This is a genomic window from Gordonia sp. NPDC003429 (assembly GCF_053588575.1).
The window spans coordinates 56,332-74,186 of sequence record NZ_JBSFQF010000009.1 but is presented as its reverse complement, the minus strand read 5'-3'; the positions used below and the strand labels follow the sequence as shown (position 1 = coordinate 74,186).

The 17,855-nt window shown below is 66.2% G+C and carries 13 protein-coding genes; 1 reads left to right on the top strand and 12 read right to left on the bottom strand.

Translation table 11 applies throughout. The features are described from left to right. Positions 1-3: 3 nt before the first annotated feature. From ACWDSI_RS12705 to ACWDSI_RS12670, 8 genes are read right to left on the bottom strand one after another with little or no spacing between them, the layout of a single operon-like run. Entirely contained in the window at positions 4-963 is a 960-nt protein-coding gene (locus ACWDSI_RS12705; protein ID WP_449756748.1) for an MlaD family protein, read from the bottom strand. Continuing rightward, positions 960-1,988 carry an MlaD family protein gene (locus ACWDSI_RS12700; RefSeq protein WP_449746699.1) on the bottom strand — a complete coding sequence of 343 codons (1,029 nt, stop codon included), beginning with the start codon at positions 1,986-1,988 and terminating at the stop codon, positions 960-962. The genes ACWDSI_RS12705 and ACWDSI_RS12700 overlap by 4 nt, the downstream gene beginning before the upstream one ends. Next, positions 1,985-3,094: an MlaD family protein gene (locus ACWDSI_RS12695; RefSeq protein WP_449756747.1), complete on the bottom strand. Its 1,110-nt coding sequence runs from the start codon at positions 3,092-3,094 to the stop codon at positions 1,985-1,987. Before ACWDSI_RS12695 ends, ACWDSI_RS12700 begins: the two co-directional genes overlap by 4 nt. Beyond that, entirely contained in the window at positions 3,088-4,104 is a 1,017-nt protein-coding gene (locus tag ACWDSI_RS12690; RefSeq protein ID WP_449756746.1) for an MlaD family protein, read from the bottom strand. Before ACWDSI_RS12690 ends, ACWDSI_RS12695 begins: the two co-directional genes overlap by 7 nt. A gap of 54 nt (positions 4,105-4,158) precedes the next feature. Beyond that, a complete protein-coding gene (locus ACWDSI_RS12685; protein WP_449756745.1) occupies positions 4,159-5,124 on the bottom strand; it encodes an MlaD family protein in 966 nt (321 codons plus the stop codon). After that, positions 5,121-6,143 (bottom strand): mammalian cell entry protein, encoded by a 1,023-nt coding sequence (locus tag ACWDSI_RS12680; RefSeq protein WP_449756744.1) that lies wholly within the window; start codon positions 6,141-6,143, stop codon positions 5,121-5,123. The genes ACWDSI_RS12685 and ACWDSI_RS12680 overlap by 4 nt, the downstream gene beginning before the upstream one ends. Positions 6,144-6,156: 13 nt before the next feature. Continuing rightward, a complete protein-coding gene (locus ACWDSI_RS12675; RefSeq protein ID WP_449746704.1) occupies positions 6,157-7,020 on the bottom strand; it encodes an MlaE family ABC transporter permease in 864 nt (287 codons plus the stop codon). 1 nt (position 7,021) lies between these two features. Beyond that, the gene (locus ACWDSI_RS12670; protein ID WP_449756743.1) at positions 7,022-7,801 is read right to left on the bottom strand and encodes an MlaE family ABC transporter permease; all 780 of its coding nucleotides are present in this window, start codon (positions 7,799-7,801) and stop codon (positions 7,022-7,024) included. Positions 7,802-8,076: 275 nt separating this feature from the next. Between ACWDSI_RS12670 and ACWDSI_RS12665 the strand changes: the two genes are divergently transcribed. Then, positions 8,077-8,685: a TetR/AcrR family transcriptional regulator gene (locus tag ACWDSI_RS12665; RefSeq protein ID WP_449756742.1), complete on the top strand. Its 609-nt coding sequence runs from the start codon at positions 8,077-8,079 to the stop codon at positions 8,683-8,685. Positions 8,686-8,906: 221 nt separating this feature from the next. Here ACWDSI_RS12665 and ACWDSI_RS12660 read toward each other — a convergent pair whose 3' ends face one another. From ACWDSI_RS12660 to ACWDSI_RS12645, 4 genes are all read right to left on the bottom strand, one after another. Then, complete coding sequence (locus ACWDSI_RS12660; protein WP_449756741.1) at positions 8,907-12,863, bottom strand: DNA-directed RNA polymerase subunit beta'; 3,957 nt, start codon at positions 12,861-12,863, stop codon at positions 8,907-8,909. A gap of 39 nt (positions 12,864-12,902) precedes the next feature. After that, positions 12,903-16,415: a DNA-directed RNA polymerase subunit beta gene (gene rpoB / locus ACWDSI_RS12655; RefSeq protein WP_449746708.1), complete on the bottom strand. Its 3,513-nt coding sequence runs from the start codon at positions 16,413-16,415 to the stop codon at positions 12,903-12,905. A 254-nt stretch (positions 16,416-16,669) separates the two neighbouring features. Further along, positions 16,670-17,032: a hypothetical protein gene (locus ACWDSI_RS12650; protein ID WP_449756740.1), complete on the bottom strand. Its 363-nt coding sequence runs from the start codon at positions 17,030-17,032 to the stop codon at positions 16,670-16,672. Next, positions 16,995-17,855 (bottom strand): hypothetical protein (locus ACWDSI_RS12645; RefSeq protein ID WP_449756739.1); only part of this gene is annotated, 861 nt, incomplete at its 5' end. The genes ACWDSI_RS12650 and ACWDSI_RS12645, both read right to left, overlap by 38 nt.

Genomic DNA, 17,855 nt, shown 5'->3' with positions numbered 1-17,855 from the left:
CGGTCACTTCGGTACGGTCACGTTGAGTTGAAGACTGTCGCCGGGCAACACCTTCATGGCCTGCTCGAGCAGGGTGGCGATGTCGAGGTTGGCCAGCAGCGATCCGGACCGCTGCGCGGCCGGAAGCAGTGCCGAGGCAATGGCGCCCATCGGCGGGGCGATCGTGCCGACCGTGGTGGCCGCGCGATTCAGCGACGGTTTCCAGCGTTCGCGGATCAGCCTGCCGCCGTCGGTGAATGTCGAGAACGGCTCCACCGCGGTGACCACGTCACGGATGCTTCGGCCCGCGTACTCCAGTTCGGCCCGGGTGGGGCGCAACGCAGGTCCGATCCACGCGCCGTCGCGCAGCATGGTGGTGGAGTTCCCGATGATCTTCTCCAGCGAGGGTTGCGAGTAGATCATGGTGGCCGCGAGCACCTGCGCCGCGGGAGTGAGCCGCTCGATGTCCGACTCGGTACCGGCCAGTGCGGTGGCGAGAGTGTCGACGAGATCGTTGATCAGCGACGAATCCACCTGATCGAGCAGTGTGCGGGTCGAACCGAGCAATTCGGGGACCGACGCCGGCACCTCCACCGCCGACGCCCGCAGGGTCTGTCCGCTGCGGATCGGCGGGGCCGTGGTCCCCTCGACCGGACGCAGGAAGAGACCGGATTCGCCGATCATCGACTGGTTTTCGATCACCAGCGCACTGTTCGCCGGTATCGCGTAACTCGCATCGTAGGAGATGCCGATGTGGACGTTACCGGCGCCGGCGTAGTCCACCGATGTCACCGAGCCGATCGGCACGCCACGATAGAGCACAGCCGATCCCGCATGCAGGCCATTGGATTTGGGTGCGGTGATGGTGGCGGTCGTCTGCTCGGAGAACGTGCTCATGTTGAGCACGCCCATCGACAGGTAGGCGAGCGAGACGACGAGCACCGCCAGCGTCGCGATCACCGACCACAGGTAGCGCGGTTTCACCGGATCGCCCCGATCATGCGGAGCACCGCGGTCACCGACGTGGTGACCTCGGCCCGGTCGGCTCCGGCGGTCACCTTGTCCACGGAGATCCCGCCGTTGCGGGCGAACGGCACCAGCTTGGTGGTGGTCAGGTCGATCACCTTGCCGATGTTGCCGTTGAACTCGGTCGACGTCGCCGAGTAGCTCCGCAACAGCGGCACGATCTGTGCCATGAACGGATTGAGCTGCGCCAAACGCGGTGCCAGCCAGCTCAATCCGATCGCCAGCGCGGCCGAGCCCGCCACCAGCTTGAATCCCTCGCTGATCGAGGCAGCCACTGAGCTGACTCCGAACTGCCCCTCCGGACTCATCGCGAACCCCAGATTGCCCGGGTCGGCGGCGATGTCGTCGGTGGTGGTCTTCAACGTGTCGATCATCGATCCGAGTTCGGCGGTGCCGCGCGCGAGATCCTGGATGTCCTCGGCGCCGACCCGGGAAGCGGCGGGCAGATTCTTGTCGGCCACGTCGACGGAACCGTTGACCCGGCGGATCGCGTCCTGCACCCGCATCACCGAGCCGCCGGACATGAAATCGGCGAGATTGGTGATGATGTCCTCGATCTGCGGTCCCGGGTCGGTGTCGTGCAGTCCGATGGTGTCGCCGTCGCGCATGGTCGCCGTCGACGGCGTCGCGGGTGGGATGAGCGCCACGTAGATGTCACCGAGCAGGGTGGACTGTCGCAGTTCTGCCCGCGTGCCCACCGGGAGCTGCGCCTGCGGCGTGATGCCCAGCGTGAGCCGCGCCGCCTGGGGTACCAGCTCGATGGACTCCAGCGAACCGATCTGGGTGCCGCGCGAGAGCACCCGCGCACCCAACGGGAGGTTGACCACCGAGGTGAAGTCGACGTAGATCGTCTTCGACGCCGCCGACGACGTCAGTGCGGGAAGCAGATTGGCCGGATTGGTCCCTCGGCCGAGGGCGACGACGGCCAAGGCGAGGACCACGGCCACCACACACAGTGCGGTACCCACACGGCGTCGGATCATCGGGATCGACCTCCTTGGATGGCCGACGCGATCAGCGCCGACACGTCGACCTCGGCGGTGCGCCCGCTTCGCGGATCGCATCTGCCGGTTCGGCTCGCATTCACCAAAGCGCACAACGCCGCGCTGCTCGCGGTGGTGGCCACTACCTTCGGCGACCGGTACGACACCGCGAATCCTCCTGCGGACCGATTCAGCGAGGTGGACAGATTCGTGGCGATGCCCGGCGTTTCACGAAGGATGGCGATCAGGTCGGGGGTCTTCGCGATGCCCACGTCGATCAGCGGTTGCGCGACGTCGGCGAGGTCGAGGACCGGTGGCAGCACGGTTCCCAACAGATCGTCGATGGCGGGTCCGGCCTGACCGAGTCCCTGGAAGATGTACACGAAATCCTCGATGAGCCTGCCCATCATGTGGGTCAACGACGCCGAGTTGACGCCGATGTCGCGCAACGAGTCCCAGTTCTGGGTGGTGATGTCGGTGAGCACGGCCAGGTTGTCGAACACGGTACGCATGTGCGCGAGGAACTCGTCGGGCTGTGCCATCAGCCCCGACATGTTGGTGATGATCCTGTTCATGTCACCGCCGGTGCCCGACACCTCGCGGGAGGCCACCGAGATCAGATCTCCCACGGGCTGCGACGTGTCGCTGCCCGATCCGCCGATCTGATTGAACATCGTCGTGAACGACTCGAACGCGGCGCTCACCGAGATCGGTGTGAAGGTCCGCGACAGCGGCACACAGGTTTCCGCGGCCAGTTGCGGGCCGCCCCGCGGATCGCTGCCCACCAGCTCCAGCCGGCGGTCGGCGAGCACCGAGTTGTTGATCGCCACCACCTTGAGATCCGGACTGAGCGGGCGGTTCTCTACGCGCATGCGCACCGTCACGTGCCCGTCGCGTGGTTCCAGCGAACTCACCGTGCCCACCGTCACCCCGCGGATGTTCACCGAATTGCCCGCATAGAGCCCTGCCGCGTCGGGGAGTTCTGCGCACAGCGACCGCGTATCGGCGGCCGTGGAGCGCAGGTACACCACCACACCGCCGGCGAGCACCGTCACGATGAGCAGTGCGGCGATCAGCGCGGGGGCGCGCCCGCGCAGGCTCAACATGTGCGCCCCGCGATCGGGATGCAGATCGACCGGTCGTCGATCACCTGGTCGGCGAAGTCGAGGGCGATCCCGTTGGGGTGCAGTGTTCTGGTCAACTTGTCGGCGATGCCGCGCAGGTCGACGATCGCATCGCCCATGCGGCGGGAGATCTCCTTGGTCTCCTCGGCGGACGCGATCACCTGCTGCAACGGCGGTTTGATCCTGGTCTGGTACGGCTCGCCGAGAATGCCGCCGACGTACAGCACGAGTTGCGCGAGCGCGTCGTAGGTGATGATGCCGCGATCCTTGTAGCCGATGATCAGCGACAGCACCGAATGGATACGGCCGATCATGGCGGTGATCGTGGCGCGCTGCGCGACCATTTCGGAGGTGTACTCGCTGCCCACATCGGCCACGCTCTTGAGCTGATCCTGTTGCTTGTCGAGGACCGCGGTCAGTTGCGCGACGTCGGACATGATGCCCCGCACCGCGCCCGGCGCGGCGTCGAGGCTGGTGGTCGCGGCGATCGCGGTGCCGCGCATTGTCAGTGAATCGATGCCGCTCGTGGTGCGTGCGGCGGCGTCGAGCACCTCCGACAACGAGTACGGCACCGACGTGCGTTGCGCGGGAATGGGTTGCGCGCCAAGGGGTGCGCTGCCCGCGGGTAGCAGCGCGACGTACGCGCCGCCGACCACGGTGAGCATCCGCACATCCAGCGAGGTCTGATCACCCAGCGCGACAGTCTGATCCACCGACAGGTCGACGTTCACGTTGTCGTCACCGAGGGACACGCGAGTGACCTTTCCCACGGTGATGCCGGCGATGCGGACCTCTGTGCCCTCCTTGATTCCCCCGGCCTCCGACATCACCGCGTGCACGGTGACACGCCCGGGTGGTTTGAGGTACAGCACCCCGGTGATGCCGATGAGCAGTGCCACCACGGCCACCACGCCGACCGCCCACAGAATCTGAGCGCGCCGCGACACCTGTTCGCGGACCGCAAAATCCTGGAGTCGGGTCAGGCCTTGCACAGCGTCACCCTTCCCCCACCGAGCAGCACGTCGCCCATCGGCGGCAACGCCACCTCACCGTGCGAGCAGGTGTCGTCGAATCCCAGGCGGCCCATGGCGTCGTTCACCGTCGACAGGAAGGTCGGCAACGCGCCGAGGATCCGCGTACTTGGTGGTGTTCGGGACGAGTTGCATGATGCGCGCGGAGATGTTGTCGTGCCCGCCGAGCGTCAGGTCGAAGGTGTTGCTCAGCAACTCGACGGTCGGCGGAAAGACCTTGGCGCCGTTGGCGAACGCCGACTTGAGCAGATCGAGCTTGGTCTCGAGGACGTTGAACAACTGGCCGAGCCCGTCGAGCATCACCTTGATCATGGCCGACTTGCCGTGCAATTCGGTCGAGATGACGCCGAGATTGTTCACGATCGTCTGGATCAGCGCGCGTTTGTCGGTGGCGAACCCGGTGAGCCGGTCGATGTCGCCGAGCACGTCGCCGATCCCGACGGTGCCCTCACCCTGGAGCAGGTCGAGCATGTTGCGGGCGAACGTGTTGAACACCTGTGGGTCGGCGCCCTGCAGCAGCGGACGTAAACCGTTGAAGAGCTTGGTGATGTCGAAGGAACCGACGGTCTCCGCGGCCGGTATCACCGTGTGTGGGTCGCGCGGGCGAGCCGGCGCGGCGCCACCGCTGGTCGGCTCCACCTCGGCCTTGGTGATCGCGAGATAGCGCTGACCGACCAGGTTCTGGAACCGGATCGCGAGACCGTCCTTGTCGGTCAGCCGGTTGGCGGTGCGGACGGTGAACTCCACCTCGGCAAGTCCCGAGGGCTGCAGCTCGATGTCGACGACCTTGCCCACCTGCACACCGCGCACCCGGACATCGGCGTTGCGGTGCAACCCGAACACGTCGGAGAACTGTGCGTGGTAGGTCTCGACGTCGCCGCCGACCGGCCGGTTGATCGCCTGCACGATCGCGTACAGCGCGAGGATCACCACGGCCAGGATCAGCAGGAGCCGTCTGGCGGCCGACGACGCGCTCCTCATGAGCCGCTCCTCGCCCCGGCGAGCAGCTGGTTCAGCGGTGTGGCCACGCCGGGTACGAGGTCGAGATTCGCCGAGACCGACAACGTGGTGCGCCCGGTGGCCGGATCGGTGTGGAAGGCGCCGCCGAAATGGTCGATCAACGCGCCCACCTGTGCGGGGGTGACCCCTTCCAGCGACTGCCGCATCGGCGTCGCGAATGCGTTGGTGAGGTCGAGGAATGCGCCGAACCCGGCCATGCCGTTGAACAGGGCTCCCATGCCGCCGAACAGATCTCCGATGTCGCCGATCATCTGAGTCACCTGCTCGGTGTAGTGGTGGTCGCTGAGCAGCGGGTTGGTGGTGATGGTGATGAGCGAGGTGATGGCGCCCGCTCCCGCGGCGCCCACGCCGTTGAGCGCGTCTGCGGCGGTCGGCAGCAGCGGAGCCAGCCGCGACGTCTGGCCCCGCTGCAGGGTCTGCAATGCCACCATCGCCGAAGTCAGGAACGGTGCCATGCGGATCGTGGTGTCGCTCAACTGGTTCAGCAGCGCAGTCAGTTCGGGTGTGAGAACCGGCAGGGTGAACGAGCCGGCACTGCGCACCGTCGCGGTCATGGTGTAGTCCGACGGCGGCTGCGCCAGCGCGATCACGCTTCCGCCGGTGACCGGTGAACCCGATCCGGTGGGGTTCAGGCGGACGGCGTCGGAGCCGAACAGGTTGCGGGACACAAAACTCACCGCGGTGTCCTGGGTCAGCTCACCCATGGCGTCGGGCCGCACGCACACCTCCATGCGGGTCACGTCGCGTCGGGAGACGTCGAGCCCGCACACCGAACCCACGGTCTCGCCACGGATGTCGACGGGAATCCCTTCCTGCACACCGTCGGGCAGCGAGGGCGCGTCGATCGCAAAGCGGACCGTGTCGGGTCCACCGGAGAACGGTTTGAGCACCAGCAGCGCGACCACAGCGGCGGCCACCAGCACGGCCACGATCCCCCGCATTCGCAGCGACCGTGAGGAGGGTTCCCTGGTTCTGGTCATGCGACGGTCCCGGTCATGCGAAGTTCAATCCGGAGTTGAGTCCCCAGAACATCAGCGACAGCACCATGTCGGCGGCCACGATCAGCACCAGACTCGCGCGGATGGCGCGGCCCGAGGCGATGCCCACCCCTTCGGGCCCACCGGAGGCGAAGTAGCCGTAGTAGGTGTGCGCGATGATCACCAGGATCGCGAAGACCACCACCTTGATGGTCGAGTAGACGACGTCGACAGGGCTGACGAAGGCTTCGACGTAGCGGTCGTAGGCGCCCGCGGAATTGCCGTAGATGACGCTGACGACGACGCGGGAGGACAGGTATGCCAGGCACAGCGACAGGAGATAGAACGGCACGATGGCGGTGACCCCGGCGATGACGCGGGTGCCCACGACGAACGGGATGGGCCGGATGGCCTGCGCCTCGAGGGCGTCGATCTCCTCGGAGATGCGCATCGACCCGATCTCGGCGGTCATCCGGCAGCCCGCCTGGGCGGCGAAACCGACGGCCGCGATGATCGGCGCCATCTCACGGGTGGCCGCGTAGCCGGTGATCAGCCCGGCCATCGGCGACAGATTCAGCGACGACAGCGAGGTGACGCCGAGGATGCCGATCATGCCGCCCACCGAAAGTCCCAGGATGGCAAGCACACTGGCGATCCCGCCGCCGACGAGGATCGATCCGTTGCCCCACGTGGTTTCCGCGAACGCCGCGAAGGTCTGGTTGCGGTAGGCGCGGATGGTGTGCGGGAGGCCGGCCAGCACGTCGAGCACGAAGGTGACCTGCCGTCCGATGTGCTCGAAGGGGCGACCGACCTCGTCGCCGACTCGCTCCATTCGCGGGAACTTGGTGCTCGGGATGAAGATCCCGGATCGCTGGGCCACCTCAGATCACCTGCGGCGGGATGAACAGGGTGGTGACCTGGGTGATGAGCACGTTGATGACCATCGACGCGACGATGCCGAGCACGACGGCGGCGTTCACCGCATCGGCCACACCGCGCGCTCCCCCGGCCGCCTCGAGGCCGCGGCGGGACGCGATCACCACCACCACGAACCCGAAGACGACCGATTTGCCCAGGCAGATCCAGAGGTCGGTGGTGGAGGCGTAGCTGCCGAACGACTGCCAGTACGAACCGGCGATGACACCCTGTCCGACGATCGCCACGATGAAGCTGGCGGCGACCGCGATCACGATGATCAGGACCGAGAGCACCGGCGCCACCAGCACCATCGCGACCATCCGGGGTGCCACGAGCCGCCTGGTGGGGTCGATGCCGAGCACGCGCATCGCGTCGATCTCCTCGCGAACCGTCCGCGCGCCGAGGTCGGCGGTGATGGCCGAGGCGCCCGCTCCGCCGAGCAGCAGCGCCGCGGCCATCGGGGCGCCCTGCTGGATGACGCCCATGCCGCCCACCGCGCCGGCCATCGACGTGGCGCCGAGGTTGCTGGTCAGGCCGCCGATCTGTACCGCGATGATGACGCCGAACGGGACGGCCATGAGCAGCGCGGGCAAAACCGTGATGCTGAGCAAGAACCACGCCTGGACGGTGGCCTCGCGGAAGGGAAAGCGGCCGCCGACCATGTCGGACACGGCGATGACCGAGGTGCGGACGCCGAGTCTCACGGTGCGGCCGAAGCCTTGCACACTGTGAGCCAATGCCACGTCCGATACCCCCGAGGTTCAATCTAGCACTTGTTTGGTTTTGAGACGAAGTGCCGCCATCGTTCCGACAAGGCCTCAGCGAGTATCACACACCTCGGTGACCGTTGTCACACATGATGCCAGAGCGTGGAACCTCACCTGCACGTTCTGGAGGAATCCGTTGGCTCGAAACGGACGTCGACGGAGCGGTCGGTTCGTCATGGCTGAGACACGACCGTGGGTTATGGTTCATCAATGTGGACCACGAGATGGCGCCCGGTGGCGGGTGACGGGAAGTGACGACGCTGACCACCGCCCACGATCGTCGCACCGAGGACCAGCGGAAACAGGAACGTCGGATCACTGAGGCCGCCGCGGTCGAGTTCATCCGATCCGGCGTCCGGCGCGCGAACATCGACCGCATCGCCGGTGACGCGGGGGTCAGCCGCAGCACCCTGTATCGCCGCTTTCCCACCAAGGACGATCTCGTCGCGGCGGTGATCCTGCAGCTGCGACGCGACTTCGTCCGGCAGATCGGTGTCGAGATCGGGGGTCTCGATCCGCGTGCGGCGGCCGTCGAGGGTTTCTGCCTGGCGATCAGTGAACTGCGCCGCAACGAACTGGTGAAATGCATCGTCGCCGACGACCCGGGGGCCATCGACCTGGTCATCGGCTTCGGCAGTCCCCATGTGGAGGCACTCGTCGGCGAGTTCAGCAACGACATCGTCGCCTCACTGCGCGCGGCGGGCGCCTCGATGCCCGACGAGGATCTACGACTTGTCGCCGAGACACAGTTCCGGCTGATCACGTCCTTCGCACTGACCAAGTCGCACGCACTCGACATCGACGACCCGCAGGCGGTGCGCCGCTATGCCGAGAAGTTCCTCGCGCCGATGATCTGGTAATGGTCACCGATATAACCGCGGCGTGATCGCGACGCGAAGACCATTATCGTCGTCACCCCGCGGAGCAACCGCGGTTATATCCGCACCCGACCACGACAACGGCCCCCGCACCTTTGAAAGGTGCGGGGGCCGTTGTGATCTCGACAGGCTCGATCAGCGGGTGGGGCCGATCAGCGGGTGGGGCCGATCAGCGGGTGGGGCCGATCAGCGGGTGGGGCCGATCAGCGATAGTCGCTGCCGAAGCCGTAGTCGTCGAGCGGCACCGCAGCGCCGGCGGGGGCACCGAAGGTGCCGTCCGGGCTGTAGTAGGTGTCGTCGTAGGACGGCACCGCGTAGGCGGCCGCGCGGGCCTCCTCGGTGGGCTGCACGGTGATGTTGCGGTAGCGGTTGATGCCGGTACCGGCCGGGATCAACTTACCGATGATCACGTTCTCCTTCAGACCGATCAGCTTGTCGCTGCGGCTGTTGATGGCCGCATCGGTCAGCACGCGCGTGGTCTCCTGGAAGGACGCCGCACTCAGCCACGACTCGGTGGCCAAGCTCGCCTTGGTGATACCCATCAGCACCGGACGTCCGGCGGCGGGCTCGCCACCCTCGGTGACCACCTGACGGTTCGCGCTCTCGAACTCGGCGCGCTCGACGAGCGAGCCGGGCAGGAACTCCGTGGAACCGTGATCGATGATCGTCACGCGACGCAGCATCTGACGCACGATGGTCTCGATGTGCTTGTCGTGGATCGACACACCCTGGCTGCGGTAGACCTCCTGGACCTCGTTGACCAGGTGCACCTGCACCTGACGCGGACCCATCACGCGCAGCACCTCGTGCGGGTTGGCCGAGCCCTCCATGAGCTGCTGGCCGACCTCGACGTGGTCGCCGTCGGCGAGGAGCCGCTCGGAACCGTCGTCGTGCTTGAACACGCGCAGGCGCTGACGCTTGGAGATCTTGTCGATGACCACTTCCTCGGAACCGTCGTCGGGGACGATGGTGATCTTGTAGAAGCGGTCGTCGTCCTCCAGGCGCACCCGGCCGGAGACCTCGGCGATCGGCGCGACACCCTTGGGCACGCGCGCCTCGAACAGCTCCTGCACACGCGGCAGACCACCGGTGATGTCGTCGCCGACACCACCCTGGTGGAACGTACGCATGGTCAGCTGGGTGCCGGGCTCACCGATCGACTGGGCCGCGATGATACCGACGGCCTCGCCGATGTCGACGAGCTTGCCGGTGGCCATCGACCGTCCGTAGCACATCGCACACACACCGGTCCCGGTGGTGCAGGTGAGCACCGAGCGCACCTTGACCTGCGTGATGCCCGCGGCGAGCAGGGCTTCGATGGCCGGGTCGCCCAGGTCGTGTCCACGCTCGACGACGACGTTGCCGTCGGCGTCGAGGGCATCCGAGGCCAGCGTCCGCGCGTAGGTGGAGGTCTCCACGTGCGCGTCGCGGATCAGGGTGCCGTCGGCCAGCTTCTCCGCGATCGTGGTCATGATGCCGCGTTCGGTACCGCAGTCGGTCTCCCGCACGATGACGTCCTGGCTGACGTCCACCAGACGACGGGTCAGGTAACCCGAGTCGGCGGTACGCAGCGCGGTGTCGGCCAGACCCTTACGGGCACCGTGGGTGTTGATGAAGTACTCGGCCACGGTCAGGCCCTCGCGGAACGAGGACTTGATCGGACGCGGGATGAACTCACCCTTCGGGTTGGTCACCAGACCCTTCATGCCCGCCAGCGAGCGAATCTGGGTCATGTTGCCCGCCGCACCCGACTTGACGATCATCGGGATCGGGTTGTCGTCGGGGTAGTGCTCCTCCATCGCCTGGCCGACCTCTTCGGTGGCCTGCTTCCAGATCTCCACCAGGGCGTCACGACGCTCGTCGGGGGTGAGCGCGCCGCGCTGGAACTTGCGCTCCAGGCCGTCGGCCCGCTCCTCGTACTTGTCGAGGATCTCCGCCTTGTGCGGCGGCACCAGCACGTCGGCCATCGACACGGTGACACCCGAACGGGTGGCCCAGTAGAAGCCGACATCCTTGAGCTTGTCGACGGTTTGCGCGACCACGATCATCGGATACCGCTCGGCCAGATCGTTGATGATCACGGCCTGACGCTTCTTGGGCATCTGCTCGTTGACGAACGGGTACTCCACCGGGAGCAGCTCGTTGAACAGCACCCGACCCAGCGTGGTCTCGATGTCCCACGCCTGCCCGTACTGCCAGCCGTCCGGGAACAGCTCGGCCTCGATGTCGGCGGGCGGACGCTGGTCGGTCAGGCGCACCTTGATCAGCGACTGCACGCTGAGCACCCCGCGGTCGACGGCCATGATGGCCTCGGCCGGGGTGGAGTACACACCGCGCTCCACGTCGTCGGCGGTGGCCGGGCTGTACTCGCCGATCGCACCCGGGGTGAGGGTGGTCAGGTAGAACAGGCCGGTCACCATGTCCAGACGCGGCATGGCCAACGGGCGACCCGATGCCGGCGACAGGATGTTGTTGCTCGACAGCATCAGGATGCGGGCCTCGGCCTGCGCCTCCGCGCTCAGCGGCAGGTGCACGGCCATCTGATCACCATCGAAGTCGGCGTTGAACGCCTCACAGACCAGCGGGTGCAGCTGGATGGCCTTGCCCTCCACCAGCTGCGGCTCGAAGGCCTGGATTCCGAGGCGGTGCAGCGTCGGCGCACGGTTGAGCAGCACCGGGTGCTCGGCGATGACCTCTTCGAGGACATCCCACACCGCGGGACGCTGCCGCTCCACCATGCGCTTGGCGGACTTGATGTTCTGCGCCTGGTTCAGGTCGACGAGTCGCTTCATCACGAACGGCTTGAACAGCTCGAGCGCCATCAGCTTCGGCAGACCACACTGGTGCAGCTTGAGCTGCGGGCCCACCACGATGACCGAACGGCCCGAGTAGTCGACGCGCTTACCGAGCAGGTTCTGACGGAACCGGCCCTGCTTGCCCTTGAGCAGATCGCTCAGCGACTTCAGCGGGCGGTTACCCGGTCCGGTGACCGGGCGGCCGCGACGACCGTTGTCGAACAGGGCGTCCACCGACTCCTGCAGCATCCGCTTCTCGTTGTTGACGATGATCTCGGGGGCACCGAGGTCGATCAGTCGCTTGAGGCGGTTGTTGCGGTTGATGACGCGACGGTACAGATCGTTGAGATCGGAGGTCGCGAAGCGGCCACCGTCGAGCTGCACCATCGGACGCAGCTCCGGCGGGATCACCGGCACCGCGTCGAGCACCATGCCCAGCGGCGAGTTGCCCGACTGCTGGAACGCCGCGACCACCTTGAGTCGCTTGAGCGCGCGCAGCTTCTTCTGGCCCTTGCCGGTGCGGATGGTCTCGCGCAGCGACTCGGCCTCTGCGGCGATGTCGAAGGCCTCGAGGAGCTTCTTGATCGCCTCGGCACCCATCGCACCGGTGAAGTACTCGCCGTAGCGGTCCTGCAGCTGGTGGTAGAGCTTCTCGTCGATGATCAGGTCGCCGGGAGCGAGCTTGACGAACTTGTCCCACAGCTCTTCGAGACCGTCGAGCTCACGCTGAGCGGCGTCGCGCATGCGACGCATCTCGCGCTCGGCACCGTCACGCACCTTGCGGCGCACGTCGGCCTTGGCACCCTCGGCCTCGAGCTCGACGAGATCGGCCTCCAGCTTCTGCTGACGCTCGGCCAGGTCGGCGTCGCGCTGATCGCCGACAGCCTTCTTCTCGACCTCCATCTCGGCCTCCAGCGTGGAGAGCTCGTTGTGACGGAGCTCGTCATCGACGGAGGTGATCACGTAGGCGGCGAAGTAGATGATCTTCTCGAGATCCTTCGGCGCCAGATCCAGCAGGTAGCCCAGGCGGCTCGGGACACCCTTGAAGTACCAGATGTGGGTGACCGGTGCGGCCAGTTCGATGTGGCCCATCCGCTCACGACGCACCTTGGCCTTGGTGACCTCGACGCCGCAGCGCTCGCAGATGATGCCCTTGAAGCGCACGCGCTTGTACTTGCCGCAGTAGCACTCCCAGTCGCGAGTCGGTCCGAAGATCTTCTCGCAGAACAGGCCGTCCTTCTCCGGCTTGAGCGTGCGGTAATTGATGGTCTCCGGCTTCTTGACCTCACCGTAGGACCAGTTGTGGATGTCGTCGGCCGTGGCCAGGCCGATCTTCAGTTCGTCGAAAAAGTTGACGTCGAGCACTTGTTACCTTTCGGCTCTTCTAGTCAGATTCGGTGAGGGTTAGTTCGCCAGGTCGTCGACGGTGGCCGACTCGTTGCGCGACAGGTTGATGCCGAGGTTGGCCGCAGCGCGTTCCAGATCCTCGTCGTCGGTGTCGTGCATCTCGATCGCGGCGCCGTCGGAGCTGAGCACCTCGACGTTGAGGCACAGCGACTGGAGCTCCTTGAGGAGCACCTTGAACGACTCGGGGATGCCGGGCTCGGGGATGTTCTCGCCCTTGACGATCGCCTCGTACACCTTCACGCGGCCCACCACGTCGTCGGACTTGATCGTGAGCAGCTCCTGCAGGGTGTAGGCGGCGCCGTAGGCCTGCATGGCCCAGCACTCCATCTCACCGAAGCGCTGGCCACCGAACTGGGCCTTACCGCCGAGCGGCTGCTGGGTGATCATCGAGTACGGACCGGTCGAGCGTGCGTGGATCTTGTCGTCGACGAGGTGGTGGAGCTTGATGATGTACATGTAGCCCACCGACACCGGGTACGGGAACGGCTCGCCGGAACGACCGTCGAACAGCGTCGCCTTGCCGTCGCCGTTCACCATCACATCGCCGTCGCGGTTGGGCAGCGTCGAGGACAACAGTCCGGTCAGCTCCTCCTCGCGGGCACCGTCGAACACCGGGGTGGCGGTGTTGGTGTCGGGCTCAGCCGAGTACATGTCCTCGGGCAGCTTCGACGCCCAATCCGGAACCCCGTTGGCCACGTTGATGTTCCAGCCCGCCTTGGCGATCCACCCGAGGTGGGTCTCCAGGATCTGGCCGATGTTCATACGACGCGGCACACCGTGCGTGTTCAGGATGATGTCGACCGGGGTGCCGTCGGGCAGGAACGGCATGTCCTCGGCGGGGAGGATCTTGCCGATGACGCCCTTGTTGCCGTGCCGGCCGGCCAGCTTGTCGCCGTCCTGGATCTTGCGCTTCTGGGCCACGTACACGCGGACCAGCTCGTTGACGCCGGGAGCGAGATCGTCGTCGTCCTCGCGGCTGAACACGCGCACGCCGATGACCTTGCCGGTCTCACCGTGCGGCACCTTGAGCGACGTGTCACGCACCTCGCGGGCCTTCTCACCGAAGATGGCACGCAGCAGGCGCTCCTCCGGGGTCAGCTCGGTCTCACCCTTGGGGGTGACCTTGCCGACCAGGATGTCGCCGTCACGAACCTCGGCACCGATACGGACGATGCCGCGCTCGTCGAGATCGGCGAGCACCTCGTCGGAGACGTTCGGGATGTCCCGGGTGATCTCCTCGGCACCGAGTTTGGTGTCGCGGGCGTCGATCTCGTGCTCCTCGATGTGGATCGAGGTGAGCACGTCCTCCTCCACGAGCCGCTGGCTCAGGATGATCGCGTCCTCGTAGTTGTGGCCCTCCCACGGCATGATCGCCACGAGCAGGTTCTTGCCCAGCGCCATCTCACCGTTCTCGGTGCACGGACCGTCGGCCAGCACCTGGCCGGCCTCCACCCGCTGACCCTCGTCCACGATCGGACGCTGGTTGGTGCAGGTGCCGTGGTTGGAACGCGCGAACTTGCGCATCCGGTAGGTGTCGCGGGTGCCGTCGTCGCTCATCACGGTGATGTAGTCGGCCGACACCTCCTCGACCACACCGGTCTTGGACGAGACGATGACGTCGCCACCGTCGACCGCGGCGCGCAGCTCCATGCCGGTGCCGACGAGCGGGGACTCGCTACGCACCAGCGGCACGGCCTGACGCTGCATGTTGGCGCCCATCAGGGCGCGGTTGGCGTCGTCGTGCTCGAGGAACGGGATCATCGCGGTCGCGACCGACACCATCTGCCGCGGCGACACGTCGAGGTACTCGACCTCGCTCGCGCCGACGAACTCCACCTCGGAGCCCTTCTTGCGCACCAGCACACGGGTGTCGGTGATGCGACCGTCGGCGTCGTAGGCGGTGTTGGCCTGGCCCACCAGGAAGCGGTCTTCCTCGTCGGCGGTCAGGTAATCGATCTGGTCGGTGACCACACCGTCGACGACCTTGCGGTAAGGCGTCTCGATGAAGCCGAACGGGTTGACCCGCGCGTACACGGCCAGGTTGCCGATGAGGCCGATGTTGGGACCCTCGGGGGTCTCGATCGGGCACATGCGGCCGTAGTGCGACGGGTGCACGTCACGGACCTCGAGGCCGGCGCGCTCACGCGAGAGGCCGCCGGGGCCCAGCGCGTTGAGGCGACGCTTGTGGCCCAGCCCGGCGAGCGGGTTGTTCTGGTCCATGAACTGCGACAGCTGGCTGGTGCCGAAGAACTCCTTGATCGCCGCCACCACGGGACGGATGTTGATCAGGGTCTGCGGGGTGATGGCCTCCACGTCCTGGGTGGTCATGCGCTCACGCACGACACGCTCCATACGCGAGAGGCCGACGCGGATCTGGTTCTGGATCAGCTCGCCGACGGTACGGATACGACGGTTGCCGAAGTGGTCGATGTCGTCGACCTCGATCGGCACCTCGAGGCCTTCCGGACCGGCCACCTTCGCGAGGGTGAGCTGGTGCGGATCGGCGTCGTGCAGGCGCACCAGGTACTCGACGATCGCGACGATGTCGTCCTTGGTGAGCACCGACGGACCGGTCATCGGGTTGCTGGTGAGGCCCAGCTTCTTGTTGACCTTGTAGCGGCCCACGCGGGCCAGGTCGTAGCGCTTCTCCTTGAAGAACAGGTTCTCCAGCAGGTTCTCGGCGGACTCGCGGGTCGGCGGCTCGCCTGGACGCAGCTTGCGGTAGACCTCGAGCAACGCCTCGTCCTGGTTGGCGGTGTTGTCCTTCTCCAGGGTGGACATCATGATCTCGGAGAAACCGAAACGCTCGGTGATCTCCTCGGTGGTCCAGCCGAGCGCCTTGAGCAGCACGGTGACCGGCTGGCGACGCTTGCGGTCGATGCGGACACCGACGGTGTCGCGCTTGTCGACGTCGAACTCGAGCCAGGCACCGCGACCCGGGATCACCTTGACGGTGTGCAGGGTCTTCTCGGTGGCCTTGTCGATGGTCGCGTCGAAGTAGACGCCGGGGCTGCGGACCAGCTGGCTCACCACGACACGCTCGGTGCCGTTGATGATGAAGCTGCCCTTGTCGGTCATGATCGGGAAGTCGCCCATGAAGACGGTCTGCGACTTGATCTCGCCGGTGTTGTTGTTGATGAACTCCGCGGTCACGAAGAGCGGCGCCGCGTAGGTCATGTCCTTGTCCTTGCACTCCTCGATGGAGGCCTTGACCTCGTCGAAGTGCGGATCGGAGAACGACAGCGACATCGAACCGGAGAAGTCCTCGATCGGGGACAGCTCGTGCAGGATGTCCTGCAGGCCGCCGGTCGGGTTCTCGTCACCGCGGGCGATGGCCTTCGCCCGCCACTCGGGGGACCCGACGAGCCACTCGAAGGACTCGAGTTGGACATCGAGGAGGTTGGGTACCTCCAGGGGTTCGCTGATCTTCGCGAACGAGGCGCGGTGCGGTGCGCCGGGGATTGTTGAGGTGGACTGGCGGTCGACTGCCAAGGTGCGTCCTTCCAACACTGTGTTTCTGCCTGCCGTGGGTGGCGCGGCTTTTGGGGGCCGTTCGCTGGTGACACCTGAGACCGGCGATCACCACAGCACACCCAAACAGTGGCCGGAAGGATCGGAAGATGGACAGGAGGCAGCCAGCGCAACGTCCAACTGTAGCAGAAAATAGACGCACTTTGTCAAGTGACGTCTGGAAGACGATCTAGCGCTGGTGGCTGCCTGCACTGTGATCGCTGGACACAGATTGGCCCCCCATCGCGCCCACGTCAAGCGCTACGCGCGAAATTGTGGAAGAAAACCACTCTCTCACCTGCACCGGCGCCGCTAACGGCCCCGTCGAGCGTGCCCGAAATCCGGTCGAGCGGGCCCAGATCTCCGTCGAGCGTGCCCAGATTTGCGTCGAGCGTGCCCAGAAACCCGTCGAGCGTGCCCAGAAACCCGTCGAGCGTGCCCAGATCTCCGTCGAGCGTGCCCAAAATCCGGTCGAGCGTGCCCAGATCTCCGTCGAGCGTGCCCGAAATCCGGTCGAGCGTGCCCAGATCTCCGTCGAGCGTGCCCAGATCTCCGTCGAGCGTGCCCGGGATCAGCTGATCAGACGTCCTGAACCTTCGCGATGAGCCAGGAGTCACCCTGCTTGCGCATCTGAACCTGGTAGCGCGGTGTGAGACTCTGCGTGGGAACGCCGTTCTGGGTTCCGGAGATCACCATGTTCACCAGAATGGTGGCCTGCGATCCGTCGGAGTCGCCGGTGAGATCACGGACTCCGATGGCGTCGATCTGGCAGTCGGTGGTGGCCTTTGCCTGCTCCAACACCTGCTTGAGCGACCCGACCTGCTTGTTGAACTGGTCGAGCGCCTCACCGGTGAGGCCCGCGCGTGCCTTCGCCGACCATTCGTCGAACTTGACGCCGGTGGCCGAGTTGGCGGCGCAGATCTTGGTCTGCGCCTGCGATATCAGTTCGGTGGTGGCGCCTTGATCGATGAACGCTTTGTTGGGGCCGATGTCGGCACCCGGCTTCAGCGCCAGTATCACTGCGACGACAGCGAGAAGCGCTGCAATGCCCGCCAGAATCGCCACCGAGCGCGGACCGAAGCCGATGGAGGCCGACGACGGCGTGGGCAGGTTGCGTAGTGAGGTCCGCGCACCGGGGACCTCCGGCGGCGTCTCGGACGGCTTGAGCGTCGAGACTCGCGAGATCGGCCGGGTTTTGCCGGCCGGCCGTGGGCGTTCGATGACCTCGGTCTTGTCGGCGTCGACGTCGGACTTGTCGGCGACGGTCGAATCGCTGTCGACCGGTTCCTGGGCACGCTCAACCGGTTCCTGGGCACGCTCAACGGGATCCTGGGCACGCTCAACCGGATCCTGGGCACGCTCAACCGGATCCTGGGCACGCTCAACCGGATCCTGGGCACGCTCAACCGGATCCTGGGCACGCTCAACGGGATCCTGGGC